This window comes from Saccharopolyspora antimicrobica, from assembly GCF_003635025.1.
GTDB lineage: Bacteria > Actinomycetota > Actinomycetes > Mycobacteriales > Pseudonocardiaceae > Saccharopolyspora > Saccharopolyspora antimicrobica.
On record NZ_RBXX01000002.1, the window covers coordinates 2,774,694 to 2,800,305 of the forward strand.

A 25,612-nucleotide genomic window follows, 5' to 3' on the forward strand; every position below is an offset into this window, starting at 1 on the left:
CTGGTGGGGAGAGCTCAGCTCCCGCCGCCCATCGCGGCCGAGCTCGCCGCGATGGTGCTGGCGGTGATCGCCGCGGTCGCCGCCGCGATCACCGCGGCGACCGCCTTGCCGAGCTCCTCGCCCTTGCTGATCTCCTTCAGCCGCTTGCGCTCGGCGCGCTCGAAGCCGAAGTGCCGGACCAGACCGGTCGCGTGAACCAGGGCCGCGAGCAGCGCCGACCGGTTGTCCAGCTCGCGCTCGTCGCGGGCGATCGAGCGCAGCTCGTCGATCAGCGCGGTGCGCGCCACCTGGTCCGGGAAGTACTTGTCGTAGGGGATCAACAGCGCCGTCCGCTGCTCGTGCCGCATCAGGCCTCGCTCGACCAGGGCGGCGCAGTGCTGCTTGCGCACCTTGCGCCGGTGCTGGATGAAGCTCGTGGCCGCCACCGGCTTGGCCTTCGGGCCGCCCTTCTGCTGCAGGTAGGCGATGCACTCGTCGGCCCAGCCGAGGCCGGTGGGACTCGGATCGTCCATCTGGACCTTCTTGCCGGTGAACGAAACGCGGTTCCGCAGCACGAGCTCGCCGAGCTCGGCCGCGCCCGCGTGGTCCGACGCCGAGTAGTAGGAGCCGTTCTCCCGCTGCAGCATCAGGACGAACTCTTCCGGCAGGGTGAGCGAGGTCATGGCCCACAGTCTGGCAGCGATCATCGACCCTCCACCGCGATTTGCCCGAATCTCCCGGGTCAGCCGCCTGCCATGGCGATCGCGGTGGGCATCGTCGCCATGGCCCGCAGCATCGCCGCGACCTGCGTGGGCACGCCTTCGCCGAGGTCTTCGCGATCGGCGATCGCCCTCAGCCGGGTGCGCTGCTCGCGGTCGAAGTCCAGCGCGTGCTCCAGCCCGCTGCGGTGCACCAGCGCGCCCAGCAGCGCCAGGCGACCGTCGGGTGGGTGTTCGCCGCGCGCCAACCCGTGCAGCTCCGCCAGCAGCGCGCTCCGGATCGAGCGGTCCGGGTGGTAGCGGTCGTCGGGCAGCAGGCCGAGGAACTTGCGCCGCTCCACCCGCAGCACCCCGCGATCGACCAGCACCGCTCGGTGCGCGAGGAACGCGTTGGAGCGCAGCTGGAGCCACCAGCTCAGCTCCACCGGGTGGTTCTCGCGCCCGGCGACCTGCTGGAACTGCGCCAGCAGCTGGTCCATCCACGGATGGCCGCTGGATGCGGCGTCGAGCAGCTGGAGCGCGGTGCCCTGCGGCGACATCCGGCCGCGCAGCACCAGCTCGCCGATCTCGGCCGCCGCGGTGCCGGTGTTCGAGTTCGCGCCGGCGACGTGCGATCCGCTGGGCTTGTGCAGCAGCAGCGCGAACTCGTCCGGCAGCGTCAGCAGGTTCGCGTACTCGCCCACCCGTCCAGTTTGTCGCAATCCCGCCGGGTCAGCGCTCTGCCGAGGCTGCTGATGATGCGGGCGAGGTCGTTCAGGTCGCTGGTCGTCGGCGAGCTCTGCCGCTGCCCTTCGGAATCCCCCATGGCGCCGACCCCTTCCTCGACGGGAGCAGGTGGCGGTCAATGTAACAAAACGGACAAAGAGTGAGAAGGGTCCGCGCAATATCGGTACTGCGATGGTCCAGAAAGCGTTAGTCGGACCTCCATTACTTCGATGACCTGCGAGTTTGCCCTGATCGACGGCGAACTACGGTGATCCGGCGGGAGCAGGCAGGCCGCACCGCGGTCGGCCCGGTCCCCTGTGGCAGGGCTCACGATGAGGGCCGGTTTCGTGCCAGGATGGCGGGGAGCGATCCAACTGCCCAGGCCGTGCAACCAGGTGACCCACCAGGTCGCCGGCGGTCACGACCGGGGCTGTCGGCCGCGGCGCCACAAGCGGCGTGGTCGGCGCGAGACGAGGAGATCACGCATGTCCCCCGAGCAATGGACGCGATCGGAAACCGACGGCACCACCGGCCCCCCTGCCGCTACCGCAGCGAAACCCACACGGGAGCAGGTGATCGCCGGTTTGCGCGCCACGAGCGAAGGCGGAGCTGATCTGGTTCAGCTCCTCACCCCAGAAGGTCAGCGGGTCGAGCACCCGGACTTCGACCTGGACATCTCCACCGCGCAGCTGCGCGACCTGTACCGCGACATGGTGCTGGTCCGCCGCGCCGACCGCGAGGGCAACGCGCTGCAGCGGCAGGGCCAGCTGGGCATCTGGGTCCCGCTGCTCGGTCAGGAGGCCGCCCAGATCGGGGCCGGTCGCGCGCTGCAGCCGCAGGACATGGCGTTCCCCAGCTACCGCGAGCACGGCATCGCCTGGTGCCGCGGCATCGACCCGACCGAGATCCTGGGCATCTTCCGCGGCACCGACCACGGCAGCTGGGACCCGATCGACAAGCGGTTCCACCTCTACACGATCGTCATCGGCAACCAGTGCCTGAACGCCACCGGGTACGCGATGGGCCAGCGCTTCGAGGGCAAGGTCGGCGACCAGGGCGGCGAGGCCACCATGGTCTTCTTCGGCGACGGCGCCACCAGCCAGGGCGATGTGCACGAGGCCATGGCGTGGTCGGCGGTCTACGACGCCCCGGTGGTGTTCTTCTGCCAGAACAACCAGTGGGCCATCTCCGAGCCGGTCGAGCGGCAGACCCGCGTCCCGCTGTACCAGCGCGCCAGCGGCTACGGCTTCCCCGGCATCCGGGTGGACGGCAACGACGTGCTGGCCAGCCTGGCGGTGAGCCGGTGGGCACTGGATGAGTGCCGCCACGGCAACGGCCCGGTGCTGATCGAGGCGTTCACCTATCGCATGGACGCGCACACCACCTCCGACGACCCGACCCGCTACCGGCTCGCCGACGAGCACGAGGCGTGGAAGCTCAAGGACCCGATCGAGCGGCTCCGGGTGCACCTGGTCCGCGACCAGGGCGTCGAGCAGGACTTCTTCGACGGCGTCGACGCCGAGGCAGACGAGCTCGCCGCGCGGTTCCGCGACTTCTGCTTCAACATCCCCGAACCACCACCGGAGCGGATGTTCTCCGAGGTCTACGCCGAGGAGACCCCGCAGCTGGCCGCCCAGCGCGAGTCCTACCTGCAGTACCTGGCCGGATTCGCCGACGAAGCGATGGCAGGAGGTGTGCGCTGATGGCCGCGCCCGCATTGGAACGCCCGACCGCGACGGCAGGCTCCCAGACGGTCACCATCGCCAAGGCGCTGAACATGGGCCTGCGCTCCGCGCTGGAGCGCGACCCGAAGGTGCTCGTGATGGGCGAGGACGTGGGCAAGCTCGGTGGCGTCTTCCGGATCACCGACGGCCTGCAGAAGGACTTCGGCGAGCACCGCGTGCTGGACACCCCGCTGGCCGAGTCCGGGATCATCGGCACCGCCGTCGGCCTGGCCATCCGCGGCTTCCGCCCGGTGTGCGAGATCCAGTTCGACGGGTTCATCTTCCCCGGCTTCGACCAGATCGTCTCCCAGCTTGCCAAGCTGCACTACCGCAGCCAGGGCAAGGTGAAGGTGCCGGTCGTGGTGCGGGTTCCCTTCGGCGGCGGCATCGGCGCCGTCGAGCACCACTCGGAATCGCCGGAGTCGCTGTTCGCGCATATCGGCGGGCTGAAGGTGGTCTCCTGCGCCAACCCGGTGGACGCCTACTGGATGCTGCAGCAGGCCATCGAGTGCGACGACCCGGTGCTGTTCTTCGAGCCGAAGCGCCGCTACTACGAGAAGGCCGAGCTCGACCCGACCGCGCCGCCCGCGCCGCTGTTCGCCTCGCGAGTGGTGCGGCCGGGTTCCGCGGTCACGGTGGCCACCTACGGCCCGATGGTGCGCACCGTCCTGGACGCGGCGAGCGCCGCCGCCGAGGACGGCACTGAGCTGGAGGTCATCGACCTGCGCACGCTGTCCCCGCTGGACCTGGAGCCGGTGTTCGAGTCGGTGCGCCGCACCGGTCGGCTGGTGCTGGCCAGCGAAGCTCCCGCGGAATCGTCGATCACCTCGGAGATCGCCGCCCGGGTGCAGCAGGAGTGCTTCTACTCGCTGGAAGCACCCGTCCTCCGGGTGACCGGGTTCGACACCCCGTACCCGCCGAGCAAGCTGGAGGAGGGCTACCTGCCCGACCTGGACCGGGTGCTGGACGCAGTAGACCGCTCACTGGCGTACTGAGGGAGTCGTTTCGATGGCCATCAAGCAATTCCCGCTGCCCGACGTCGGTGAGGGGCTGACCGAGGCGGAGATCCTCGGCTGGCGCGTCAAGCCCGGCGACGCGGTCACGGTCAACCAGGTGATCGTGGAGATCGAGACCGCGAAGGCCTCGGTGGAGCTGCCCTGCCCGTGGGCAGGAACGGTCCGCGAGCTGCTCGCCGACCCGGGGGCGACCGTGGAGGTCGGCGCGCCGATCATCGCGATCGACATGGGCGGTGCCGAACCGGTGGACAACGGCGGCAAGACCGGCGAGGAGTCCAACGGACGCGTCGCCAACCTCGTCGGATACGGCCCGCGCGCGACGAGCACCAAGCGCAGGCCCCGCAAGGGCCAGCCCGCGGCGGCGGTCGTCGAGGCCCCGCCCGCTCCGAAGGCCGAGCCGGTGGCGCAGGCGGGCGGGTACGTCCCGCTTGCCAAGCCGCCGGTGCGCAAGCTGGCCAAGGAGCTCGGCGTGGACCTGACGAACCTCGCTGGCACCGGTTCCGGCGGCGTGATCACCCGCGAGGACGTGCAGTCCGCAGCGGGCGCTCCGCCGGCCGCGCCGACCGCCGCACCCGGTGCGCGCGAGCGGCGGGTGCCGATCAAGGGCGTGCGCAAGGCCACCGCGCAGGCGATGGTGACCAGCGCGTTCACCGCCCCGCACGTCACCGAGTTCCTGACGGTCGACGTCACGCCGATGATGGAGCTGCGCGAGCAGCTCAAGTCGCACCCGGAGTTCCGCGACGTCAAGATCACCCCGCTGGCCTTCGCGGCGAAGGCGGTCTGCCTGGCGGTGCGCCGGACACCCGACGTCAACGCCACCTGGGACGAAGCGCCCGGTGAGATCGTCTACAAGGACTACGTCCACCTCGGCATCGCGGCGGCCACGCCGCGCGGCCTGGTGGTGCCGAAGGTCCGCGACGCCGACCAGCAGTCCCTGAAGGAGCTGGCGCAGTCGCTGGAGCAGCTGACCAGCACCGCGCGGGAGGGCAGGACGGCTCCGGCGGACATGCTGGGCGGCACCTTCACGATCACCAACGTGGGCGTCTTCGGCGTCGACACCGGAACGCCGATCCTCAACCCGGGGGAATCGGCGATCCTCGCCCTCGGCGCGATCCGCGACATGCCGTGGGTGGTCGACGGCCAGGTGGTGCCCCGGAAGGTCTGCCAGCTGGCGCTCAGCTTCGATCACCGCGTGGTCGACGGCCAGCAGGGCTCCCAGTTCCTCGCGGACGTGGGCGCCCTCCTGGCGAACCCGGCGATGGCGATCACGTACTGATCCGGCTCCCCAACGCTGTCTCGGCGGTGGGTGCTGGTTCCGCAGGTCAGGGCCCGTGAGTGCTTTGTGTTGCTATAGCCTCACAAAGCACTCACGGCACCTACCAGCGGAAACGCGCTGATTCCGAGGTCTCGTCAGGCGCGCTTGTACACCCGGATGCCCTCGGTCGGCGTCCAGCGGGTGATGGCCAGGTGGATCTGGTCCTCGGCGACGCCCGTCGTGGTGACCTCGGCGAGGTCCAGGCGGAACAGGTGCGAGTCCTGGGACGGGGGCTGGACCTCCTCGACCCAGGCGCGGTGCTCGTCGCCGGTGACCTCCACGGCCCGGCCGGCCAGCTTCACGTCGACGCCGCCCATCATGTCCTCCGGCACGCCCGGATTGGCGTGCAGCGCGAACCGGGCGTCGCGCCGCAGGTCCACGGCCTTGCGCGATCCCGGCATCGACCCGAACACCAGGTCGGGACCGCGCCAGGCGACCTCCGTCCCGCTCACCCGCGGCGAACCGTCGCGCCGCAGCGTCGCCAGCACGTGGTGCCGGAACGCCTCCAGCCGTGCCCGAACCTGGGCGGCCAGCTCCGGGGCCTGCTCTGCGAATTCCTGCCACGTCGACATACGCGACATGGTGGCACCGACCTCCGACAGCGACCGGCCGGAAAGCGCCGAACAGCCCTGCCGCCTCGCCGGAACGAGGCGGCAGAGCTGTTCGCGCACGTCTGCGGGCCGAGCCGGTCAGCGGGCTCGGCGGATGTCAGTCGCCCTTGCGGCGGCGGCCACCGCGGCGGGAGCCGGACTTGCCGCCCGAGGCCGCGGCGACCGGTTCGGCCGCTTCCTCGGCCTGCTCGCGCTCGGCGTTCGCGTCGTACTCGCGGAGGAAGTCGAAGGCGTGCTCGTCGAAGTCGTGCACGTCGATCTCCGGCAGCGCGCCGAGTTCTTCGTTCAGTTCCCGGAAGATGGGTGTCTCCAGGTCAGGGGTGGTCTTCTTCACCGCTTCGCCCTCCCGTTCACTCTCGAAGCTGTGGCCGGGCCGCCGCCAGCTCTCGCTGCTCGTCGCCCCGTTCCGAGCCCTCCCCGCGGAGCTCGTGGGGGGCAGCCCGGTACCACTTCCGGCACCGCGCTGCGCCGTTGTGACGCCAACCGTCCCCGTTGGTGATGCGGTCAGCGCCGACATTCATCCATTCGGACTAGCGTCATGGTGCACTTGCCCAGTGATGCCCGGGGCAAGGGCCCACGAAATCGTGCCTCGCAACACTCCAACCCGCGCACACTTTGTGCAATTCCGCACCGTGTCGAGCACCACTCCAACGGGTGGGGCGCGGTCCGGTCGTCGCCCGATCGTCCGGTTCGGCCGGGTTTTCCGGCCCGGGCGCCACTCGCGGCCACCGGAAGTGCCAGCCGCGGGGCGATCGAGCCTCCGTCAATCCCGCCTGATCGGCTGGGCCGGCGGAGCACCCCGACACGGTCCGGCGCGCCCTGCCCGGCGGCCGGGAGCCCGAGCGCGGGTAACCCGCTCAACCGGACTAATCGCCCGGCATCGGGCGGGCGCCGGTGTTGACCCTCGAAGGGCCGGGGCACCGCGTCCCGGCAGCCCCGAAGGGAGACGGTGATCATGGGCAACCGCGTCAAGAAGGCAGTCGTCGCTTCCGGCTTCGGACTCGGCATGCTGCTGGCCACGGCCGCACCCGCGTTCGCGGATTCGTGGGGCGTCACCGCGTCCGACTGCGAGTGGGCCGGCGGCAGCGTCATCTACGTCGAGTACGGCAGCCTCGCGTGCTTCGGCGGCTGGTACGACGGCGAGTACGTCTATGACGACGAGTACGCGCACGACGACGAGCACGCGTACGACGGTGAGCACTTGGTCGACTGGAGCTGACCCGAGGACAGCCGCAGGCCGCAACCCCTCCCTCGGCCTGCGGCGCCCCCGCACCGAGCGGGCCCCGACCACCGGCCGGGGCCCGCTGTCGCGTCAACGCAGCTGGGCCAGGATCTGGCTGTGGGTTCCCCAGACGACCTGCAGGTTCTGCTTCGACAGATTGGCCCACGAGTCCTCGCCGCCCGCGAACAGCGGGATCGTGTTCGCAACGCACTCGTCGAACGCCAGCGGGACGTGCCCCGGGTTGTCCGCCGTCCAGAGGCCGAACTGCTCCTCGCCGAGATCCTTGATGTCGACCAGGACACTGTCGTGGAACCGGGAGTACGGCACCGGGAAGGGGCTCACCTCACCGGTGCTGGGGTTGAGCAGCAGCACGTGCGGGTCATCGGCAGCGCCGGTCCCGGCGTCGACGGCCCACTGCTGCCCGAGCCAGTCGAAGCCGAAGCAGGCCACGCGCTCCGCCAGCTCGGGGAAGGCGTCCACGACGTACCCGTCGATCACCTGCGCGCTCTCCGGGGTGTGCACCCGGTACAGCCCGTCGTCGAAGGTGCTGCCGCCGAACCTGCTGAACAGCGGCTTCAGCACCGGGTGGACGGAATCGGGAACCTCCGGCGCGCTGCCGGCACTCGTGCAGCGGTACGCCACGACGAACTCTTCGAACATGGAGTCGATCTTGACAGGCGCGAGCGCTCGGCAGGTGGAGTTCTCCGCAGCTCGATCGCACCGGTAGGCGGGCCGCGTCGATCTTCATCCGCAGGTAGGCCAGGGTGAAGGCGATGACCGGTTCTCGATGATCGGCCTCTCGCCGCCGAGTCGGCCGCCGCAGCTCCGACGCAGGAGGACAGCAGATGACCAGCCATGACGACGATGAAGTCCGGGATCCCTTCGGCACCTTGCGCCGCGCGTTGTGGATCGGAGGCGGCCAGTGGGCGGGCAAGTCGACCGTCGCCCGGCTGCTGGCCGTGAACCACGGCGTCACCGCCTACCACTACGACTACCACGATGCCCGCGGTCACAACGACCGCCGGATCGCCCGCCGCGTCGGGCTCGGTGAGCCCGCCACCGAGCCCGACGCGGACGCGGTGTGGGTCCACACCACCCCCGAAGAGATGACCGCCCAGACCCTGGCGGGTTTCCCGGAGCGGTTCCAGTGGGCGCTCGACGACCTGCGCGCACTCGTGTCCGGCCGCCCGGTCATCGCCGAAGGCTGGGGACTGCGGCCCGAACTCGTCGCACCCATCGTCGACTCACCGCGCCGGATGGTCGTCATGGTGCCCACACCCGAGTTCCGCGACCGGCAGGTCCGCGAGCTGCCCCGGGCCACTTCGCTCGGGCACCGCGTCAGCGACCCGGCCCGAGCGCAGGCCAACCGGCTGGCACGGGACCGGCTCGTCGCCGATGACGCAGTCCGCGCCGCCCATCAGCTCGGAGTCCGCGTGATCGAAGTCGACGGTTCCCGCGATGCCGCTGCGATCGCCGAGATCGTCGCCGACCACTTCAGCCCCTACCTCGACGCATGATCGCCGCGGGAGTTCCGCGGTGCCGTCCTCGAAACGGGGGTTCCCGCTGTGTTCCGCCCGCGGCCGGAACACAGCGGGAACGGAGGCGCCTGCGTCAGGCGATGTGCTTGCCGGAGATGGCCCGGGCGATGACCAGCTGCTGGATCTGCTCGGTGCCCTCGAAGATGTCGTAGATCTTGGCGTCGCGGTGCATCCGCTCCACCGGGAACTCGCGGGTGTAGCCGTTGCCGCCGAGGACCTGGATCGCCCGCTCCGTCGCCCAGGTCGCCACGCGGCCCGCCTTGAGCTTGGACATCGAGCCCTCACCCGCGGTGAAGCCGCCGTTGCGGCCCAGCCACGCCGCGCGCCACACCAGCAGGCGGGCCGCGTCGATCTCCATCCGCATGTCGGCCAGGGTGAAGGCGATCGACTGGTTCTCGATGATCGGGCGGCCGAAGGTCTCGCGCTGCTGCGCGTACTCCAGCGCCGTCTCGTAGGCCGCCCGCGCGATGCCGATGGCCTGCGCGCCGACCGTCGGGCGGGAGAGCTCGAAGGTCTTCATCGCCGCCTGCGCGCTGCCCTTGGCGCCTTCGCGGGCGCGGGCCAGCCGCTCGTCCAGCTTCTCCTTGCCGCCCAGCAGGCAGCGACCGGGAACGCGCACGTCGTCGAGGAACACGTCGGCGGTGTGCGAGGCGCGCAGCCCGTGCTTCTTGATCTTGCTCGGGGCTTCCAGGCCCTTGGTGCCCGGCGGGACCACGAACGCGGCCTGACCGCGGGAGCCCAGCTCCGGGTCCACGACCGCCTGGACCACGTGCACGTTGGCGATGCCGCCGTTGGTCGCCCACGCCTTCTGGCCGTTGAGCACCCACTCGTCGGTGGCCTCGTCGTAGACCGCGCGGGTGCGCATCGCCGCGACGTCGGAACCGGCGCCCGGTTCCGACGAGCAGAACGCCGCGACCTTCGGGTCGTCGGCGTCGCCGTAGCACTGCGGCACCCACTCGGCGAGCTGGTCAGGGGTGCCCACGGCGAAGATCCCGGCCACCGCGAGGGTGGTGCCGAAGATCGCCATGCCGATACCGCCGTCGCCCCAGAAAAGCTCCTCATTGGCGATGGGCAGCGACAGGCCGGTGTCGTCGGCCCAGAACGTGGCCAGGCTCTCGAAGCCGTAGAGCCCGATCTTGGCCGCTTCCTGGATGATCGGCCAGGGCGTCTCCTCGCGCTCGTCCCACTCGCGCGCGGCCGGGCGGATGGTCTGCTCGGCGAAGCCGTGCACCCAGTCCCGCAGCTCCTGCTGCTCCTCGCTCAGCTCCAGGGAAAAAGTCATCGTCTTCCGTTTCTCTGCGAAGTCGTCCCGATCCACCCGCACCGCGCCAGTGCAGGAGTCGATCATGGCTTGCGCCGCGCCGAGCGACACCGCCGCTCGGCGCACTCCCGCCGAGCGGCAGCTCAGGCCTTGGGGATCTGGAAGAGCTTGGTCAGCCCGGCGGCGAAACCGAGGTCGCCTGCGACCTTGAGCTTGCCCTTCATGAACAGCATCGGGGCGGAAGCGTTGCCGGAGGCCAGCTTCAGGAATTCGGCGGGCGTGACCGTGATCGTCACCCGCGGCTCGTGCTGCGGGTCCTTGCTGACCTCGCACTTGCCGTCGGCCAGCACGCACTCGTAGCGCAGCAGGTCCTCGTCGGTGCCGATCCGCCAGCGCACCACGGCCTCGGTCCTGCCCGCCTTGTCCGACTTGTAGTGCTCGCCCATCCGCCGGAACACCTCGTCGAGGATGCGCTCGCGCAGTTCCGGGCGGGCCATCACGGCTTCGACCTGATCGTCCGAGGCGCGCGAGATCAGCCGGGCGAACTGCTCCGGGCGCAGCACGCTGAGGTCCACCTCGGTGCCGCTGTCCGCGATCTCGGAGGCGGCTTCCAGCAGCATGACGAACTCGTCCTTGCCGATCTTCTTCGGATCGACCTCGCCGAGCGCGGCGATCGGATCGGTCTCGGGCATATGTCGCCACCTCTCAATGCCTGTTGGCGGTTGCGTTGCTCGGGCGATCGCCTGCCGGAACCTGCCTGCTCTCCGGGACTGCGGCCGCTCCTCCTGATGTATGAACGAATACACGGTGGAGGGCTCGTCCTGGCCGGAAACCACTCAGAACCAGCGGATGGTCGCCCTGCGTAGGTGGCCCGAGCGGCTGGCGCCGCTCACCCGAGAGCGGACGGCTCCGCCAGCAGTGCTCCCGCGCTTACCTACTCGTGAGTAAGACTACGTTCGAGTAGGTTCGAAGGCAAGCGACCTGCGGCGACCGGTTTTGATCTAGCCTGACCGGGAGCAGATCAGCGTGCGAGGTGAAATGGTTCAGGACAACGGCCGCCCCCGGTCGCGGCGCCTGCCGCGGGAGGTCCGCGAGCGGCAGATCCTGGACGCCGCCGTCGAGGTGTTCGCCGCGCACGGCTTCCACGCCGCGTCGATGGACGAGATCTCCGAGGTCGCGGGCATCTCCAAGCCGATGCTCTACGCCTACCTCGGGGCCAAGGACGAGCTGTTCGTCGCCTGCATCCGGCGCGAGGCCGCGCGGCTGATCGAGGCGATCGGCACCGCGGTGGAGGCCGGGCTCAGCCCGGCCGAGCAGCTGTGGCGCGGTCTGCGGGTGTTCTTCGAGTACGTGCAGGCCAACCAGGCGGGCTGGACGGTCCTGCACCGGCAGGCCAACGTGCAGGGCGAACCGTTCGTCAGCGAGCTCTCCGAGTGGCGGGAGCGGGCGACCAGCCTGATCTCGGCGCTGCTGGCCCGCGCGACCGAGGACTCGGTGCAGCCGATGCAGGCGGAGCAGACCGAGCCGTTCGCGGCGGCGCTGGTCGGCGCGGGCGAAGCGCTGGTGGAGTGGTGGTTCGAGCACCCGGAGCACGCGGCCGACGGCATGGCGATGCGCCTGATGAACATGGTCTGGATGGGCTTCGGCGACCTCGTGGAAGGCCGCTCCTGGACACCGGACTCCTGACCGGGACGACGCGATTTCAATGGAAATCAGACGTCTGATTTCAATGTAAATCGCACGGAGACGGCGTGTCGCACTCCGACACGCCGACGCCTGTGGACAACTTCCGCAATTTCAATGGAAATCAGATGTCCAATTTCCATTGAAATTGCGTGGTCCGTCACCTGGTTCGGCGGAGCCGTCCATCGGTGTCGGTGCGTCGTGCGCCGGACGCGCCGATGGCGTGTCGGGTCAGCGGACGGTGCCGAGGAGGTGCGGTTTGCCGGAGCGGGCGCGGAGTTCGAAGTTCCAGCCGGTTTCCGCGGGGTGCGCCGCGAAATCCGCGGTGGCGGGCAGCAGGAGCGGCTTGCGGAACTCGACGTCCACTGTGCACTGATCCGGCAGGCGTTCGGCGATGGCCGCCAGGCAGCGGGCCTTCGACCACATGCCGTGGGCGATCGCGCGGCGGAAGCCGAAGGCCTTGGCCGGCAGGGCGTGCAGGTGGATCGGGTTGCGGTCGCCCGACACCGCCGCGTACCGGCGGCCGATGTCGCCGGGCACCCGCCACTTCGCCGTCGGCACCGCCGCGACGTCGGCCTGGCGCTCCGCCGCGGGTGCGGCGTCCGCGGGCTTCCCGCCGCGGCGCAGGTAGGTGCTGACCTCGCGCCACACCACTTCGCCCGCCACCTCGGTCTCGGTGATCACGTCGAACTGGCGGCCCTTCGGGTGCGGGCGCAGGTCCGCCAGCCGCACCCGCTGGGTCAGCTCGTCGGTCACCAGCAGCGGCCGTTGCTGGTGGATGCTGTTGGCCACGTGCACCAGCCCGACCAGCGGGAACGGGAACCCGGGATCGGTCATCAGGCGCACCGACAGGCCGAACGACAGCACGTGCGGGTAGGTGACCGGCAGCTCGTCGCGCAGCCCGAACCCGCACACGCGGTCGTACTCGGCGAGGTGGTCGCGGTCGATCGCGATGTCGCGCCGCACGTACTCGGTGTCCGGCAGCCGGTCGCCGCGCCGCGCGGGCCCGGTCGCGACGGCCTTCGCGTACAGCGCGGCCAGCGAAGGCGCAGTGCTCACTTCAGGCATCGGCATTCCCTCCGCTCAGGCACCGAGCAGGCTCTGGCCGCAGACGCGCACGACGTTGCCGTTGACGCCGGCCGACGCGGGATTGGCGTACCAGGCGATGGTCTCGGCCACGTCCACCGGCAGGCCGCCCTGGGACATGCTGTTCATCCGGCGACCAGCTTCCCGCACGAACAGCGGGATCGCCGCCGTCATCCGGGTCTCGATGAACCCGGGTGCGACCGCGTTGATCGTGGCGCCGCGGCCCGCGGCGATCGGCGCGCTGGACTGCACGTGCCCGATCACCCCGGCCTTGGAGGCCGCGTAGTTGCCCTGCCCGACGTTGCCCGCGATACCGCTCATCGAGGACACGCCGATGATCCGGCCGCCCGGCCGCAGCGGGGAGCGGTCGGCGAGCAGCAGCTCGTTGATCCGCTCCTGCGAGGTCAGGTTCACCGCGAGCACCGAGTCCCACTGCTGCTCGGTCATCCGGCCGATCGTCTTGTCGCGCGTGATGCCCGCGTTGTGCACCACGATGTCGAGCCCGTCGTGGCGCTGCGCGAAGTGCTCCGCGATCCGCTGCGGCGCGTCGTCGGCGGTGATGTCCAGCTGCAGCGTCGAACCGCCGATGCGGTTGGCGACCGCGGCCAGTTCGCCGCCCTTCGCCGGGATGTCGAGGCAGACCACGTGCGCCCCGTCGCGGGCGAGAGTTTCCGCGATGGCCTCGCCGATTCCCCGCGATGCGCCGGTGACCAGCGCGACCTTGTCCCGCAGCGGCTTCTCCCAGTCCACCTCCGGCACCTCGGCCTGGCCGATGCGCACCACCTGGCCGGAGACGTAGGCGGACTTCGCGGAGAGCAGGAAGCGCAGCGTCGAGTCGACCGCGCCCTCGGCGCCTTCGGCGACGTAGACCAGCTGGGCGGTCGCGCCGCGCTTGAGCTCCTTGCCCGCAGTGCGGACGAAGCCCTCGAGTGCGCGCTGCGCGGTCGCTTCCCGCGGGTCGATCAGGGTTTCCGGCGGCGTGCCGAGCACGATCACCCGGCCGCAGCGGTCGGTCTGCCGGATCGTCGGGCCGAAGAACTCGTGCAGCGCCCGCAGCTGTTCGCTGCTGCTGATGCCGGTCGCGTCGAAGACCAGCCCGGCGTAGCGCTCACCTTCCGCGGGCGCGCTGTGGACCTGGGCCTGGACGTCCTTGGCGACGGCGGCGACGGCTTCGCCGAGCCGACCGTTCGGGGCGCCGCCGAGCAGCACCGGGCCGGCGACCACCGGCTCGCCCGGCCGGTGGCGGCGCAGCGGTGTCGGCGCGGGCAGGCCGAGTCGCTTGACGACCTGCCGCCCGAGCGCGGACGAGGTGAACTGCTGGTATCGGTCGGCCATTGCCACTCCCACGGATGTCCGGTAGCTCGACGTCTAAGAGCCTGTAAGTGGTTGTTCTGCTTGGGCGGTCGCTCGGCGGAACTGATGCTTCCCTGGACTCTGGCTGCCCCTCGCCCGGTACACAGCGGAGGGGTCGTCCTCGCCAGGAAACCACTCAGAACCCGCGGGTGGTCGACCTGCGTGCGTGCTCAAAGCGGCTGCCGCCGCTTGTGAGGCGCGGACGGCATCCGCCGACAGGTTTCTAACCTACCCGCGGGTAGGTTAGATTGACCAGGGAACATCGCAGCAACCAGGGAGTCAGGCCATGGCCACCGCTCGACGAGTCGCGATCATCGGCGGCAACCGGATCCCGTTCGCGCGGTCCGGCGGCCCTTACGCCCGCGCCGCCAACCAGGACATGCTGACCGCAGCGCTGGACGGACTGGTCGCGCGCTTCGGCCTGCAGGGCGAGCGGATCGGCGAGTTCGTGGCGGGCGCGGTGCTCAAGCACAGCCGCGACTTCAACCTCGCCCGCGAGACCGTGCTCGGCTCCAAGCTGGATCCCCGCACTCCCGCGCACGACGTGCAGATGGCCTGCGCGACCGGGCTGGAAGCCGTGGTCTCGGTGGCCAACAAGATCGCCCTCGGGCAGCTCGACGTCGGCATCGCCGGTGGCGTCGACTCGGCCAGCGACGCGCCGATCGCGGTCAACGACGACCTGCGCCGCGTCCTGCTGCGCGCCAACCACGCCAAGACCGCAGCCGGCCGGCTCAAGGCGCTGACCGGCGTCCGCCCGCAGCACATCGTCCCGGAGATCCCGCGCAACGCCGAACCGCGCACCGGGCTGTCCATGGGAGAGCACGCCGCGAAGACCGCGCTGGCCTGGGAAATCGGCCGGGAAGCGCAGGACGAGCTGGCCGCGCGCAGCCACCAGCGGCTCGCCGCCGCCTACGAGCGCGGCTTCTTCGACGACCTGCTGACCTCCTACCAGGGCGTGGCCCGCGACCAGAACCTGCGCCCGGACAGCACCGCCGAGAAGCTCGCCAAGCTCAAGCCGGTGTTCGGCCGCGGCGAGGACGCGACCATGACGGCGGGCAACTCGACGCCGCTGACCGACGGCGCCGCCACGGTCCTGCTGGCCAGCGAGGAGTGGGCGGCGCAGCGACGGCTGCCGGTGCTGGCCTACCTCGGTGACGTGGTGTCGGCGTCGGTGGACCACGTCAGCGGCGACGAAGGACTGCTGATGGCCCCGGCCTACGCGGTCCCGCAGCTGCTCGACCGCACCGGCCTGGGGCTGGGCGACTTCGACTTCTACGAGGTGCACGAGGCGTTCGCCTCGCAGGTGCTGGCGACGCTGAAGGCCTGGCAGGACCCGGAGTTCTGCAAGGACCGCCTCGGCCGCGCCGAACCGCTCGGCGAGATCGACCCGGCGAAGCTCAACGTGGTGGGCTCGTCGCTGGCGGCGGGGCACCCCTTCGCCGCGACCGGCGGCCGGATCGTGGCGACCCTGGCGAAGCTGCTGGCGGAGAAGGGATCCGGCCGCGGCCTGATCTCCATCTGCGCGGCGGGCGGCCAGGGCATGACCGCCGTCCTCGAACGCCCCTGACGAGCGAATCCACCGCTCACCCGCTGGCGGGGTTGCGGGCTTCCACGAGCGTCCGCGTGGCGTGGGCGATGAACGCGCCGTTGCGCCGGATCTGCTCGTGGAGGTCGCGCAGGCGGTCGAGGTGCGCCTCGACGGTGAAGCCGGGGACCGTCCAGATCACCTTGCGCAGGAAGTAGACGACCGCGCCGATGTCGGAGAACTCCGCGCGCAGGCGCTCGCTGCGGACGTCCACCACCTCCAGGCCGGCGGCGCGGGCGTCCGCGGCCTCCAGATCCGGGTGGCGCTTGCGGCGGGCTTCGGGCTGCGGACCGAGGAAGTGCTCCACCAGCTCCCACATGGTTCCCGGACCGACGTGCTGGGCGAAGTACGTCCCGCCCGGCTTCAGCACCCGGGCGATCTCCGACCACCACACGGTGGCCGGATGCCGGCTCGTCACCAGGTCGAAGGCCGCGTCGGCGAACGGCAGCGGCGGCTCGTCCGGGTCCGCGACGACGACCGCGCCCAGCGGGTGCAGCAGCTCCGTCGCCACCGCCACGTTCGGCGGCCAGGACTCGGTGGCCACCATGACCGGCGGGAAGCCCGGCACCCCGGCCAGCACTTCCCCGCCGCCGGTCTGGATGTCCAGCGCCGCGGACGCCAGCGCCAAGCGCTGGCCGAGCAACCGCTGGTAGCCCCACGAGGGCCGCTGCTCGGTCGCCCGGCCGTCCAGCCAGGAGAAGTCCCAGCCCTCGACCGGAGCGGCCGCGGCCTCGGCCACCAACTCCTCGAACGAACGCGACATGCCCCCATCGTCCCGCCCGGCGCCACCGAATTTCCGCCCGGGCGCTGCCGTCGGCGAGGCTGACGACTCCGCACCTGTCCGCAGCCGGGTGCTATCGCAGCACCTCGTCGCGGTCCCGACACCGCGAAGAGGTGCCGAGTTCACCAGGCGGGCTCGGCGGTGCCGTAGGGCTGGAGGAACGGCCAGGTCAGGGCGCGGCCGTCGAGTCGGCCGGGCGGGGCAACGGCGGTGATGCCGCCTTCCAGCGAGGTCAGCCACGGTTCGACGTTCACCGGGGCCGCCGGGCGTTCGGTGCGGGGTTGGTCCAGGAGCCAGTGCGCGGTGCGGGCCAGCGAGAGCTCTCGCAGCCAGGTGCCGCCGTGCTCGGACTGGCGGCGGAGGCCGTCCAGGACCGCTGCCGCGCAGAGGTATCCCGTGCCGTGGTCCAGGAGCTGGCAGGGCAGCGCGCCAGGACCGTCCGAAGTGGACTCGACGGCGGCGATGCCGGAGGCCGCCTGCACGATGCTGTCGAAACCGCGCCGATCGCCCCACGGACCCGAATTCCCCCACGCGGACAGGGAAACCACCACCAAGCCGGGGTGCCGGTCGGCCAGCGACTCGAAGTCCAGCCCGAACCGGTCGAGCGCACCCGGCCGGTACCCGTGCACCAGCACGTCCGCCCCGTCGAGCAGTTCGTGCAGCCTCGCGAGGCCTTCCGGCGTGCGGGCGTCGAGCACCGCGCTCCGCTTGCCGAGCAGCGCGTCGTGGCTCCCCGGTCGTTCCGGGCGGTGCGGCGGGTCGATGCGCAGGACGTCCGCGCCGAGCGCCGCGAGGAACCGGGTGCACACCGGACCGGCGATCACCCTGGTCAGGTCGAGCACCCGGAACCGGCCGCGCCGGGGTGCCGCGTCGCCTGCCTGGCGAGCGCTCACGAGCGGCTGCGCGTCCACCGCCCGTCCCGGTGGTTCGGCGCGCCACTGCTCGGGGCTGCGCACCGCGGCGGCGATTCCACCGGCTGCGACCACGCGGGCCTCCACCTCTCGCGCCGGTAGTTCCGCGATCGCCGATCCCACCGCGGCGACGTCGTCGGACGTGCCGAGCGCGCGCTGCAGGGCTTCGCGGTGCCACGGGTAGTTGCCGTGCGTCCGGACCCAGCCATCGGATGCCCGCCAGAACCGGGACATCGGCGCGAAGCCGTCCTGGGGCGACTGGCCGTTCAGGAGGAAGTGGGCCTCGCTGCGCACCGCGGCGGCGACGTGCCCGGTGGCGAGCTCCGCCGGGCCCGCGGCCAGCAGCGCGGCTCCGATGCACGCGATCGCGGTGTCCTCGACCGGGAGCCTGGCCGCCAGGTGCCCGAGTTCACCGGTCACGACCAGCTCGTCCGGGCTGCGCTCGATGCCCAGCGCTTCCAGAGCTCCTGCGAGTGTCCGACGCCATTCCGCTGCCATGCCCAGAGTTTCGGCGCGCAGCCTGCGGATCGCAGCAACCGACGCGGAAGATCACAGCGCTTCATCCGGCTCTCTCGCGCTCTATAGCTCTTCCGCTAGAAAGCCGGATATTCGGCGACTGGTGATTTGTCGACTTCTCGCTAGATCTGCAGGCCCGGTTCCGGTCCGCCGGGCGTGTTGAGCAGGAAGGTGAGCCACAGCGCGGCGCGCCGGAGGTGCGGCAACGGCCTTCACGACTGCCCCGTTCTGCTGGATGCCCGGTCCGGTGCGGCTGCGCGCCCGAGGCCGAGTCGTCGAGAGGCGTGCACGAGGGCCCGGGCCAGTCGAGCGGGCGGGGAATCCGGCTCCGGCGGGTGCACTGGCCGGATCCGTCCGTTGTGGATCGCGGTGAACTGCCACCCGCCCGCGCCGCGGACGGCGACGATCGTGTTCCGGGTGAGGCGTCGCTTCGGCAGCTTGGTCCGCCAGGCGGTGAGCACGGAACCGGTGGCCTGGACGATCGCAACACCGTCCGAGACGTGCCGGATCGACTCGATCCGGCCGACCAGGGCGGAGTCGTAGAGCACGCCGCGGAAGAGCTTGTCGTGGGAGGCGATGACCGGCTCTCGTCCCTGCGCGCGGTTGCCGTCGTAGGAGACGTAGTCGCAGTCGGTCGTGAAGCACTCGCCGTAGGCGCGGGCATCACCGGCGGTCCAGGCGGTGCACATGCGCTCGAACAGCGCGGTGATCTGCTCGTCGTCGGTCATCGCTGCTCCTCCGGGTCGTGTTCGGGAGAAGTGGTCGCTCGGCGGCCACCCGACGGGAGCGCCTGCGCGCGCAGCAGCGCACCGCGCTGGTAGGCGAAGTCGGTCACGCGGGTGAGGAACTCCGAGATCGCGGTCAACTGGTGCGCGTCGAAGCCCTCGACCAGCGCGTCGGTGGCGACCGGCAGCGAGTCGAACACCGCCTGGACCTCGCGCACCGCCTTGCTCGTGGGGCGCAGCACCTGCTTGCGCCGGTCGTGCGGATGGGGCTCCCGGACCAGCAGCTCGGACCGCTCCAACCGCGCGACCACGCCGGTGGTCGCACCGGTGGTCAGCCCGGTGATCGCGGCGAGCTCGCTCGCGGTCATCGGAGCCCGTTCGTGCAGCAGGTCCAGGCACTTGAGGTCGGTCGGACCGAGCCCCAGGCGCTCGGCCAGCGCGTGGTGGCAGAGCACGGTCGCGGTGCTGTACCTGCGGGACAGCGGGCCGGTGATCTCCGCGGCCAGTGCGGCGCGCTCATGTCGTTCTCCGGTGCCCATCGACAACTCCCTTCAAAACTCGCTTAGTTGCTAAGCTACTTTGCCCGCCGAGGAGAGGTCAAGAACGGGGTGCAACACGCCGATGGGGACTTCTCGCCGAATATCGGGACAGCGCTAGACGGCTGGATACAGTCCGAGAGCTATGGACCCGGTTCGCAATCCCTTCGCCCCCGGCGCCGGGCAGCGGCCGCCCGAACTCGCCGGACGGGACCGCGAGCTCGACGCCTTCGAAGTCGTGCTCGAACGCGTCGCCCGAGGTCGGCCCGAGCGCAGCCTGGTGCTCACCGGCCTGCGCGGCGTCGGCAAGACGGTGCTGCTCGGTGAGCTGCGGTCGATGGCGCTCCGGCGGGGCTGGGGCGCGGGCAAGGTCGAGGCGCGACCGGAGGCCGGGCTGCGGCGGCCGCTGTCCGCTGCGCTGCACCGCGCGATCCGCGACCTGGCCGTGCGCCACCGCGCGCCGGACCGCGTCGAGCAGGTCCTGGCCGTGCTCAAGGCCTTCGCGCTCAAGGCGAATCCCGACGGTGCGAAGCTCCGCGACCGGTGGCAGCCGGGCATCGACGTGCCCGCCGCGCAGGGCCGCGCCGACTCCGGCGACATCGAGATCGACCTGGTCGAGCTGTTCACCGAGGTCGCGGAACTGGCCGCCGACGTCGGTTCCGGGATCGCGCTGCTGATCGACGAGATGCAGGACGTGCCGACCGAGGACGTCTCCGCGCTGTGCGCGGCCTGCCACGAGCTGTCCCAGTCGGGGGCGCCGCTGGTGGTGGTCGGTGCCGGTCTGCCGCACCTGCCCGCGGTGCTGTCGGCGAGCAAGTCCTATTCCGAGCGGTTGTTCCGGTACGTGCGGATCGACCGGCTGGACCGCTCGGATGCCGACCGCGCGGTGCTAGCGCCCATCGAGCGCGAGGAAGCCGAGATCACCCCGGACGCCCTGGACGCGCTGTTCGACATCTCCGGCGGCTACCCGTACTTCGTGCAGTCGTACGGGAAGGCGACCTGGGACGCGGCGGTGCGCAGCGAGATCGGCGCGGAGGACGTGCGGCTGGCCGCGCCGGAGGCGGAGTCGGAGCTGGCCGTCTGGGTTCTTCGGCTCCCGCTACGAGCGGGCCACCCCGGCTGAGCGGGAGTACCTGCGGGCGATGGCGGAACTGGTGGAGGGCCGCGACGAACCGGCCCCGACCGCCTCCATCGCGCAGTACCTGGAGCGCCGCCCGTCCTCGCTGTCCCCGGCGCGGGACAGCCTGATCAAGAAGGGCCTGGTCTACTCCGGCGAGCGCGGCCTGATCGCCTTCACCGTGCCGCACTTCGGCCGCTACCTGCTCACGCAGGACTGAAGAACCGGTTGGCGGCGGGCCGGAACATCGCGATCACCGCGCCGACCACGGCGAGCACGTGCGCGATGCGCACGACGAGGAAGACCCAGTCGGTCGGCCCGGCGGGCAGCTCGATCCCACCGGCCAGCGCGGGCCCGACCATGCTCAGCAGGCCCACGCCGCCCAGCAGCACGGCCAGCGTGACGCGGACCCAGTTCCGGCCGTGGCGGAGCTGGAGAACGAGCGCCACCAGCGCGGCGTAGACGAGCATCCTGATCGCGGCCGCCAGCAGCAGGTCTTGCGGCGAGGGCAGAACGTTGAGCAGCGTTTCCACGACACCGGCGCCGATCGCGATCAGCCAGAGCAGGATCGAGGTCCGCACCGCTTCGGGAGCCTTCGGCATGATCCACCTTCCTGAGCGATCCTCGAAGTGTGGACGCGCGAAAGCCGCAGGTCATCGGGGGAAAGCCTGGATCCCACCCCTAGGTGATCGTGCTCTATAAGCAAATCTAGCGATCTGGCTATACATCCGGATACAGGACGATCGGACCCGCCCGCAGCGGTGCCTCAGGGTGACGTGGAACACATGTTTGTAAGGGTGTAACGAGCGGGCGGTGGGTGTCGATATGCATCATGACCCCGCGGTGCTGTCGGACCCCCGACCTGGCAGCATCGCGGGGCTTTCCAACTCCGGCACTTCTGCCGCCATCCAGTTCACCACCGCCGCACCCGGCACCGTTCCCGGGCATCGCTGCGCGAAGGGAGTCGAAAATGGAAATCGTGATCGTCCTGCTCGGCGCTCTCGTGCCGGCTCTGGCGGCCGCCCCCTACTACGTCCGGGACCGCAACCGCCGGTGATGTCGGTGCCCCCGGGCAGAGTGCCCGGCATGATCGCCTTCACGTTGACCGACGTCGAGCGCGCCATCCGCTCGTCCTGGGGCGCGGACACCTGCGCCCCCGAGGATCTGCCCAAGTGGCACGAGGGAAACCCGGCCCGCGGCCAGTGCGGCACCACCGCGCTGGTGCTCAACGACCTCCTCGGCGGCGACCTCGTCCGCGGTGAGGTGCACGTCGGCGGCCGCCGCGTCGACTACCACTGGTGGAACCGCTTCCCGGGCGGCCTCGAGCTCGACCTCACCCGGGAGCAGTTCGACCCGGAAGAAGTCGTCACCGGCGCCGTCGTGATCGAGCGCCCGCCCGAGATCAACCGCCTCCGCGAGGAGTACGAACTCTTGCGCACCAGGACCTTCGCGGCCCTGGAAGCTTGACGCGAGCCACCGGCGCGCAGCCGGAGGTTGCGGAATCGCGACGGTGAGCGGGTGATTCTTGTCCGGCGCCGCTGCGCATACCTACTCTCCTCGCGTGACAGCGCAGCAGAACGACCGGCCGAAGGCCCCCGCAACGGTGGCCTTCGCATCCGTGCTCGGCATCGTGGTGCCGAGCCTCTCGGGGCTGCTGACGGTCATCAGCTACGTGGCCTTCGCGCTGGAGATCATCAGGTATCTCGACAACGCGGTGGGCCCGCTGCTGTTCAACACGGCCAACACGCTGGGCACCCTCGTGCTGGTCGGGCTCTGGGTGTTCTTCTCGCTCCGGATGCGCGCGGGCCGCAACTGGGCCCGGACCACTCTCGCGGTCGTCGCCGGAATCTGGCTGCTCTACGCCCTTTTCGGCCTCTTCGTGACGCTCAGCATGGCCGACTACCAGCTGTCCGTGATCTTCAACCAGGCAGGCACGACCACGGTCCTCGTCGAACTGCTGATGGTGATCCTCGCAATGCCCCTGTTCCTGGTCCTGATCTTCCTCACCCCGTCCAACCAGTACTTCAAGACCAACCAGCAACCGACGCCCTGATCACCTCGTTCTGCCCCGACGGCCCCGTGCTCGACTCGATAATGGCCGCATGATCGAGCACACCGCGGCCGAGCGCCGGGTCCTGTCGGCTGTGCGGGATCGAGCGCGCGTCGAGGTGGATTTCGACGGTGAGCAGCGGCTTCGCGGTGCGGTACTGGCCGATGCGCTGGCCGGGACGAAGGCGCTGCGTTCCGTCCGGATCACCGGGGCCCGCATCGATGGGCGGGTGGACCTGGCTGCGGCGCGACTGGACTTCCCCATCGAGTTCCGCGACTGCCACTTCGGCGATGACGTGGTGCTGACCGAAGCGCAGGTGGCCTCGGGTCCGGCTGCCCGGCTGCCGGATTCCCGCTCTCGAAGCCACGCAGCTCCACGCGACGGGTGACGTCGATCTGGACGGAGCCCGGTGCGGTCCGGTCGTCCTCGACGGAGCCCGGATCGGCGGGCGCTTGCGCTTCGAGAGAGCTCGGTTGACCGCCTCCGGAGAACCCGCTCTGCGCGCGAGCCGGGTCCAGGTCGAGCAGGGGATCTTCGGCTACAAGTCCACAGTGGAGGGTGGACTGGTGCTGAATCACGCACGGGTGGGCGGCCCGGTGACCCTCAACGACTCCCACCTGAGCGGGCCGTCCTGGGCGCTCAAGGCGAACGACCTCGCCTGCGCCGCTCACCTGGGCATGCAGGACGTCGTCGCGCGAGGGGCGGTCCACCTGCTGGGCGCGCGCATCGGCGGTTCGCTGGTCCTGCTGAACACGACGCTGCAGAACCCCGGGGATTGGTCGCTGCTGCTCATCGACGCCGAAGCGGGTCTGGTCACGCTCCGCCCCGCCGCCGACTCCGCGGGATCTGTCAGCCTCCGCGACGCACGGTTCAAGAGCATCACCGACGATCCGCCGAACTGGCCGGAGAACTGCCGCATCGAGTTGACCGGCCTGACCTACCAGCGCCTCACCCGGCGGAGCACCGATCTCGCGCCCTGCCCCATCGCCACGCGACTGGAGTGGATGAAGCGCTGTTCCACTACTGCCGGCCGGCGGGCGTTCTCGCCGGCGCCGTACACCCAGCTCGCCACCGCACTGCGCGCCGACGGCATGGACCGCGAAGCGCGCGAGGTCCAGCGCTTCAAAGAACGCCACCGCCACCGGACCCTGGGACCGCTCGGCCTGCTCTGGGGCGCTTTGCAGGACGCCACCTTCGGTTTCGGCTACCGCCCGGCGCTCGCCCTCGCCTGGGTCACCGCGCTGCTCTGCGCGGGGACCGCGCACTTCGCGCTGGCCGGCCCGCTCCGCGCGATCAAGAAGGACGAGGCACCGACCTGGGATCCCTTCCTGTTCAGCCTCGACCTCCTGGTCCCGCTGGTCGACCTCGGCCACGAGAAGGCCTGGGACCCCACGGGCTGGAACAAAGCCGTCGCACTGGCCCTGATCGTCGGCGGCTGGGTCCTGGTCACGGCAGTGGTCGCAGGAGCAGCCAGAGTCCTCACCCGCAACGCACCCTGAACAACCACCAGACAAGCAGCGACCGGGTGGCTGCCCAGTTCGGGAATGTCTGCGAGCAGGTGCGACAAACGCACATTGTTGATTTGGGAGCGCCGCTGGGCCAGGCTGCACCCCGAAACGCAACGACGTGCCTACATCAGGCTCGCCATGCTCAACCGGGCGGCCTCCCTCGACGATCTCCGGGTGCCGCCTGGTAACCGGCTCGAACAACTGAAGGGTGACCGCGTCGGGCAGTACAGCATCCGCGTGAACCAACAGTGGCGGATCTGCTTCCGCTGGACTGACGCTGGACCGGAAGCTGTCGAGTTCACCGACTATCACTGAGAGGGGAGGGTATGAACATGGACATCGTTATGCCGCCCGTTCATCCCGGGGTGATTCTGCGTGAGGAGTTCCTGGAGCCGATGGGGATCACGGAGTACCGGCTGGCGAAGGATCTTGGTATCCCGCAGACACGGGTGAGCGCGATCACGCACGGCCGTCGGGGGATCACCGCGGACACGGGATTGCGCTTGTCGCGCTACTTCAGCATGTCCGAGGGTTTCTGGACCGGGCTGCAAGACGACTACGACCGGGCGATCGCCAAGGACAAGCTCGGTGACGCACTCGACTCGATCACGCCCATCAGTGCGTGATCGGGCCTCGGCCTGGATGTAGCGGACCAGCGGACAACTCCTGTCCGGAGGTGCTGTGGCTGATTTCTTCTCGAATCTCGATGACTTGGTCGCCGAGTCCGAGGTGGTCATCGATCGGTGGAGCGGCCAGGCGCATCCGCGTTTTCCGGATGTGGTCTACCCGGTGGACTACGGGCACCTCGAGGACTCGCGTTCCGGCGACGGGGCTGAGGTCGACGTCTTCGTCGGAAGTGCTCGTGGGGCGGGCGTGGTCGGGGTTCTGCTGACCGCTGATCCGGGGAAGTGGGATGTCGAGCTGAAGGTTCTCCTGGACTGCACAGCCGCAGAAGTCGAGCAGGCACGCGGGTTCTGCTCCGAGGTGCTCGGGATCGGGGGCCATCTCGTGGAGCGGGACGGCAGTGGTTGAACACCGGTGCGGAGAGCTTCGGAACCTCGCCCTCGGCTTCTGGGCGTTCCAGAACGAAGTGTCAGCTCGTCTGGTGTGCGGCGTTGGTGAGGTCTGCGTGGGTTTTCCGGATGGCGGCAGCCGTTTCGTCGAGTTCGCTTCTTTCGCGCACGCGCCAGTCGGCGCTGATGCGGAAGGTGTCTCCGGCGAACCGGGGGAACACGTGGAGGTGGACGTGGAACACCTCCTGTGCCGCCGCCTTTCCGTCGGCCAGGAACAGGTTGATGCCCTCGCACTGGAGCCCTGACCGGCGAAGGGCCTTGGCGAGCCGGTGGCCGACCGCCCAGAGCTTCTGGCCGTCTTCCACGTCGAGGTCTTCGAGACCCACGGCGTGCTTCTTCGGCACCACCAGCAGGTGGCCGGGTGTCACCGGTTGAAGGTCCATGAACGCCAGGACATCGGCGTCGTCGTGGACAACGCTTGATTCCGCATCTCCGCGCACAATTGCGCAGAACACGCACTCGTCATCGCTCATGTCGCGCTCCTCGTGCCCGCTGCAAGTCCGGATCATGATGGCAGTCCTTCTGCGCACGGACCACGGTTATCGCCGACCGGGCTGTGGCGCGGCGGCCGGCACCCCCTCGGAACAGCGCACGGTCC

Annotated in this window: 29 protein-coding genes and 1 pseudogene; 15 read left to right on the forward strand and 15 right to left on the reverse strand. The window is 70.3% G+C overall.

What is annotated here, in order from left to right; all coding sequences use genetic code 11:
• Positions 1–14: 14 nt before the first annotated feature.
• A complete protein-coding gene (locus tag ATL45_RS13605) occupies positions 15–686 on the reverse strand; it encodes a GOLPH3/VPS74 family protein (RefSeq protein WP_246025323.1) in 672 nt (223 codons plus the stop codon).
• 35 nt (positions 687–721) lie between these two features.
• A complete protein-coding gene (locus tag ATL45_RS13610) occupies positions 722–1,381 on the reverse strand; it encodes a GOLPH3/VPS74 family protein (RefSeq protein ID WP_170210233.1) in 660 nt (219 codons plus the stop codon).
• A 507-nt stretch (positions 1,382–1,888) separates the two neighbouring features.
• Between ATL45_RS13610 and pdhA the strand changes: the two genes are divergently transcribed.
• The 3 genes from pdhA to ATL45_RS13625 are packed head-to-tail and all read left to right on the forward strand — an operon-like array spanning position 1,889 to position 5,419.
• A complete protein-coding gene (gene pdhA, locus ATL45_RS13615) occupies positions 1,889–3,106 on the forward strand; it encodes a pyruvate dehydrogenase (acetyl-transferring) E1 component subunit alpha (protein WP_170210234.1) in 1,218 nt (405 codons plus the stop codon).
• The gene (locus tag ATL45_RS13620; protein ID WP_093150898.1) at positions 3,106–4,122 is read left to right on the forward strand and encodes an alpha-ketoacid dehydrogenase subunit beta; all 1,017 of its coding nucleotides are present in this window, start codon (positions 3,106–3,108) and stop codon (positions 4,120–4,122) included. The genes pdhA and ATL45_RS13620 overlap by 1 nt, the downstream gene beginning before the upstream one ends.
• A 13-nt stretch (positions 4,123–4,135) precedes the next feature.
• A complete protein-coding gene (locus tag ATL45_RS13625; protein WP_093150901.1) occupies positions 4,136–5,419 on the forward strand; it encodes a dihydrolipoamide acetyltransferase family protein in 1,284 nt (427 codons plus the stop codon).
• Between the two features lie 134 nt (positions 5,420–5,553).
• Here the strand turns inward: ATL45_RS13625 and ATL45_RS13630 are convergent, their stop codons facing one another.
• On the reverse strand, positions 5,554–6,030 hold the full coding sequence (locus ATL45_RS13630; RefSeq protein WP_093150906.1) for a pyridoxamine 5'-phosphate oxidase family protein: 477 nt from the start codon (positions 6,028–6,030) through the stop codon (positions 5,554–5,556).
• Between the two features lie 136 nt (positions 6,031–6,166).
• Entirely contained in the window at positions 6,167–6,403 is a 237-nt protein-coding gene (locus tag ATL45_RS13635; RefSeq protein WP_093150912.1) for a hypothetical protein, read from the reverse strand.
• A 621-nt stretch (positions 6,404–7,024) separates the two neighbouring features.
• Here ATL45_RS13635 and ATL45_RS13640 point away from each other — a divergent pair.
• Positions 7,025–7,288: a hypothetical protein gene (locus ATL45_RS13640; protein WP_093150916.1), complete on the forward strand. Its 264-nt coding sequence runs from the start codon at positions 7,025–7,027 to the stop codon at positions 7,286–7,288.
• Between the two features lie 93 nt (positions 7,289–7,381).
• On the opposite strand, the gene ATL45_RS13645 is transcribed toward ATL45_RS13640, so the two are convergent.
• Complete coding sequence (locus ATL45_RS13645; RefSeq protein ID WP_093150920.1) at positions 7,382–7,951, reverse strand: hypothetical protein; 570 nt, start codon at positions 7,949–7,951, stop codon at positions 7,382–7,384.
• A 185-nt stretch (positions 7,952–8,136) separates the two neighbouring features.
• Between ATL45_RS13645 and ATL45_RS13650 the strand changes: the two genes are divergently transcribed.
• Positions 8,137–8,808, forward strand: coding sequence for a hypothetical protein (locus ATL45_RS13650; RefSeq protein ID WP_093150924.1), 672 nt, complete (start codon positions 8,137–8,139; stop codon positions 8,806–8,808).
• A gap of 94 nt (positions 8,809–8,902) precedes the next feature.
• On the opposite strand, the gene ATL45_RS13655 is transcribed toward ATL45_RS13650, so the two are convergent.
• Positions 8,903–10,111 carry an acyl-CoA dehydrogenase family protein gene (locus ATL45_RS13655; protein WP_093151540.1) on the reverse strand — a complete coding sequence of 403 codons (1,209 nt, stop codon included), beginning with the start codon at positions 10,109–10,111 and terminating at the stop codon, positions 8,903–8,905.
• A gap of 122 nt (positions 10,112–10,233) precedes the next feature.
• Positions 10,234–10,782 (reverse strand): SCP2 sterol-binding domain-containing protein, encoded by a 549-nt coding sequence (locus tag ATL45_RS13660; protein WP_093150928.1) that lies wholly within the window; start codon positions 10,780–10,782, stop codon positions 10,234–10,236.
• A 346-nt stretch (positions 10,783–11,128) separates the two neighbouring features.
• On the opposite strand from ATL45_RS13660, the gene ATL45_RS13665 reads away from it, so the two are divergent.
• Positions 11,129–11,776: a TetR/AcrR family transcriptional regulator gene (locus tag ATL45_RS13665; RefSeq protein WP_093150931.1), complete on the forward strand. Its 648-nt coding sequence runs from the start codon at positions 11,129–11,131 to the stop codon at positions 11,774–11,776.
• A 228-nt stretch (positions 11,777–12,004) separates the two neighbouring features.
• On the opposite strand, the gene ATL45_RS13670 is transcribed toward ATL45_RS13665, so the two are convergent.
• A complete protein-coding gene (locus ATL45_RS13670) occupies positions 12,005–12,847 on the reverse strand; it encodes a MaoC/PaaZ C-terminal domain-containing protein (RefSeq protein WP_170210235.1) in 843 nt (280 codons plus the stop codon).
• A gap of 9 nt (positions 12,848–12,856) precedes the next feature.
• Positions 12,857–14,194 carry a 3-oxoacyl-ACP reductase gene (locus tag ATL45_RS13675; protein WP_093150935.1) on the reverse strand — a complete coding sequence of 446 codons (1,338 nt, stop codon included), beginning with the start codon at positions 14,192–14,194 and terminating at the stop codon, positions 12,857–12,859.
• 304 nt (positions 14,195–14,498) lie between these two features.
• Between ATL45_RS13675 and ATL45_RS13680 the strand changes: the two genes are divergently transcribed.
• Positions 14,499–15,779: an acetyl-CoA C-acetyltransferase gene (locus ATL45_RS13680; RefSeq protein ID WP_093150940.1), complete on the forward strand. Its 1,281-nt coding sequence runs from the start codon at positions 14,499–14,501 to the stop codon at positions 15,777–15,779.
• 16 nt (positions 15,780–15,795) lie between these two features.
• Here the strand turns inward: ATL45_RS13680 and ATL45_RS13685 are convergent, their stop codons facing one another.
• From ATL45_RS13685 to ATL45_RS13700, 4 genes are all read right to left on the reverse strand, one after another.
• Positions 15,796–16,560, reverse strand: coding sequence for a class I SAM-dependent methyltransferase (locus tag ATL45_RS13685; protein WP_093150944.1), 765 nt, complete (start codon positions 16,558–16,560; stop codon positions 15,796–15,798).
• Between the two features lie 140 nt (positions 16,561–16,700).
• A complete protein-coding gene (locus ATL45_RS40000; protein WP_093150947.1) occupies positions 16,701–17,987 on the reverse strand; it encodes a CoA transferase in 1,287 nt (428 codons plus the stop codon).
• 230 nt (positions 17,988–18,217) lie between these two features.
• Positions 18,218–18,733, reverse strand: coding sequence for an SgcJ/EcaC family oxidoreductase (locus ATL45_RS13695; protein ID WP_093150951.1), 516 nt, complete (start codon positions 18,731–18,733; stop codon positions 18,218–18,220).
• Positions 18,730–19,269 (reverse strand): MarR family winged helix-turn-helix transcriptional regulator, encoded by a 540-nt coding sequence (locus tag ATL45_RS13700; RefSeq protein WP_093150957.1) that lies wholly within the window; start codon positions 19,267–19,269, stop codon positions 18,730–18,732. Before ATL45_RS13700 ends, ATL45_RS13695 begins: the two co-directional genes overlap by 4 nt.
• A 142-nt stretch (positions 19,270–19,411) precedes the next feature.
• On the opposite strand from ATL45_RS13700, the pseudogene ATL45_RS13705 reads away from it, so the two are divergent.
• Positions 19,412–20,603 (forward strand): annotated as a pseudogene (locus ATL45_RS13705) (DUF8462 domain-containing protein).
• Here ATL45_RS13705 and ATL45_RS13710 read toward each other — a convergent pair.
• Complete coding sequence (locus ATL45_RS13710) at positions 20,590–20,985, reverse strand: hypothetical protein (RefSeq protein ID WP_093150960.1); 396 nt, start codon at positions 20,983–20,985, stop codon at positions 20,590–20,592. The pseudogene ATL45_RS13705 and the gene ATL45_RS13710 sit on opposite strands and share 14 nt — an antisense overlap.
• Positions 20,986–21,469: 484 nt before the next feature.
• Here ATL45_RS13710 and ATL45_RS13715 point away from each other — a divergent pair, with 484 nt between their 5' ends.
• The 7 genes from ATL45_RS13715 to ATL45_RS13745 all read left to right on the forward strand — a co-directional run bounded on the left by ATL45_RS13715 (position 21,470) and on the right by ATL45_RS13745 (position 24,973).
• Positions 21,470–21,850, forward strand: coding sequence for a YunG family protein (locus tag ATL45_RS13715; protein WP_093150964.1), 381 nt, complete (start codon positions 21,470–21,472; stop codon positions 21,848–21,850).
• Positions 21,851–21,944: 94 nt separating this feature from the next.
• Positions 21,945–22,436, forward strand: coding sequence for a hypothetical protein (locus tag ATL45_RS13720; RefSeq protein WP_143121608.1), 492 nt, complete (start codon positions 21,945–21,947; stop codon positions 22,434–22,436).
• A 49-nt stretch (positions 22,437–22,485) separates the two neighbouring features.
• Positions 22,486–22,821: a hypothetical protein gene (locus ATL45_RS13725; protein ID WP_093150969.1), complete on the forward strand. Its 336-nt coding sequence runs from the start codon at positions 22,486–22,488 to the stop codon at positions 22,819–22,821.
• Between the two features lie 85 nt (positions 22,822–22,906).
• A complete protein-coding gene (locus ATL45_RS13730) occupies positions 22,907–23,932 on the forward strand; it encodes a hypothetical protein (RefSeq protein ID WP_093150972.1) in 1,026 nt (341 codons plus the stop codon).
• Positions 23,933–24,007: 75 nt separating this feature from the next.
• Positions 24,008–24,256, forward strand: a complete 249-nt coding sequence (locus ATL45_RS13735) for a type II toxin-antitoxin system RelE/ParE family toxin (RefSeq protein WP_281276026.1) — start codon at positions 24,008–24,010, stop codon at positions 24,254–24,256.
• 11 nt (positions 24,257–24,267) lie between these two features.
• Positions 24,268–24,567: a HigA family addiction module antitoxin gene (locus ATL45_RS13740; RefSeq protein WP_093150980.1), complete on the forward strand. Its 300-nt coding sequence runs from the start codon at positions 24,268–24,270 to the stop codon at positions 24,565–24,567.
• Between the two features lie 85 nt (positions 24,568–24,652).
• Positions 24,653–24,973, forward strand: a complete 321-nt coding sequence (locus ATL45_RS13745) for an inorganic diphosphatase (RefSeq protein WP_246025324.1) — start codon at positions 24,653–24,655, stop codon at positions 24,971–24,973.
• A 61-nt stretch (positions 24,974–25,034) separates the two neighbouring features.
• Here ATL45_RS13745 and ATL45_RS13750 read toward each other — a convergent pair whose 3' ends face one another.
• Entirely contained in the window at positions 25,035–25,487 is a 453-nt protein-coding gene (locus ATL45_RS13750) for an HIT family protein (RefSeq protein WP_093151546.1), read from the reverse strand.
• Positions 25,488–25,612: the final 125 nt, after the last annotated feature.

Excerpts from the sequence above, each read along its gene's own strand:
- ATL45_RS13655 (WP_093151540.1), bottom strand. The coding sequence starts at position 10,111 with ATGACTTTTTCCCTGGAGCTGAGCGAGGAGCAGCAGGAGCTGCGGGAC.
- ATL45_RS13645 (WP_093150920.1), bottom strand. The coding sequence starts at position 7,951 with ATGTTCGAAGAGTTCGTCGTGGCGTACCGCTGCACGAGTGCCGGCAGC.
- ATL45_RS13665 (WP_093150931.1), top strand. The coding sequence starts at position 11,129 with ATGGTTCAGGACAACGGCCGCCCCCGGTCGCGGCGCCTGCCGCGGGAG.
- ATL45_RS13750 (WP_093151546.1), bottom strand. The coding sequence starts at position 25,487 with ATGAGCGATGACGAGTGCGTGTTCTGCGCAATTGTGCGCGGAGATGCG.
- ATL45_RS13685 (WP_093150944.1), bottom strand. The coding sequence starts at position 16,560 with ATGTCGCGTTCGTTCGAGGAGTTGGTGGCCGAGGCCGCGGCCGCTCCG.
- ATL45_RS13675 (WP_093150935.1), bottom strand. The coding sequence starts at position 14,194 with ATGGCCGACCGATACCAGCAGTTCACCTCGTCCGCGCTCGGGCGGCAG.
- ATL45_RS13620 (WP_093150898.1), top strand. The coding sequence starts at position 3,106 with ATGGCCGCGCCCGCATTGGAACGCCCGACCGCGACGGCAGGCTCCCAG.
- ATL45_RS13695 (WP_093150951.1), bottom strand. The coding sequence starts at position 18,733 with ATGACCGACGACGAGCAGATCACCGCGCTGTTCGAGCGCATGTGCACC.
- ATL45_RS13670 (WP_170210235.1), bottom strand. The coding sequence starts at position 12,847 with ATGCCGATGCCTGAAGTGAGCACTGCGCCTTCGCTGGCCGCGCTGTAC.
- ATL45_RS13630 (WP_093150906.1), bottom strand. The coding sequence starts at position 6,030 with ATGTCGACGTGGCAGGAATTCGCAGAGCAGGCCCCGGAGCTGGCCGCC.
- ATL45_RS13725 (WP_093150969.1), top strand. The coding sequence starts at position 22,486 with ATGATCGAGCACACCGCGGCCGAGCGCCGGGTCCTGTCGGCTGTGCGG.
- ATL45_RS13605 (WP_246025323.1), bottom strand. The coding sequence starts at position 686 with ATGATCGCTGCCAGACTGTGGGCCATGACCTCGCTCACCCTGCCGGAA.
- ATL45_RS13715 (WP_093150964.1), top strand. The coding sequence starts at position 21,470 with ATGATCGCCTTCACGTTGACCGACGTCGAGCGCGCCATCCGCTCGTCC.
- ATL45_RS13640 (WP_093150916.1), top strand. The coding sequence starts at position 7,025 with ATGGGCAACCGCGTCAAGAAGGCAGTCGTCGCTTCCGGCTTCGGACTC.
- ATL45_RS13710 (WP_093150960.1), bottom strand. The coding sequence starts at position 20,985 with ATGCCGAAGGCTCCCGAAGCGGTGCGGACCTCGATCCTGCTCTGGCTG.
- ATL45_RS13700 (WP_093150957.1), bottom strand. The coding sequence starts at position 19,269 with ATGGGCACCGGAGAACGACATGAGCGCGCCGCACTGGCCGCGGAGATC.
- pdhA (WP_170210234.1), top strand. The coding sequence starts at position 1,889 with ATGTCCCCCGAGCAATGGACGCGATCGGAAACCGACGGCACCACCGGC.
- ATL45_RS40000 (WP_093150947.1), bottom strand. The coding sequence starts at position 17,987 with ATGGCAGCGGAATGGCGTCGGACACTCGCAGGAGCTCTGGAAGCGCTG.
- ATL45_RS13660 (WP_093150928.1), bottom strand. The coding sequence starts at position 10,782 with ATGCCCGAGACCGATCCGATCGCCGCGCTCGGCGAGGTCGATCCGAAG.
- ATL45_RS13650 (WP_093150924.1), top strand. The coding sequence starts at position 8,137 with ATGACCAGCCATGACGACGATGAAGTCCGGGATCCCTTCGGCACCTTG.
- ATL45_RS13680 (WP_093150940.1), top strand. The coding sequence starts at position 14,499 with ATGGCCACCGCTCGACGAGTCGCGATCATCGGCGGCAACCGGATCCCG.
- ATL45_RS13740 (WP_093150980.1), top strand. The coding sequence starts at position 24,268 with ATGAACATGGACATCGTTATGCCGCCCGTTCATCCCGGGGTGATTCTG.
- ATL45_RS13625 (WP_093150901.1), top strand. The coding sequence starts at position 4,136 with ATGGCCATCAAGCAATTCCCGCTGCCCGACGTCGGTGAGGGGCTGACC.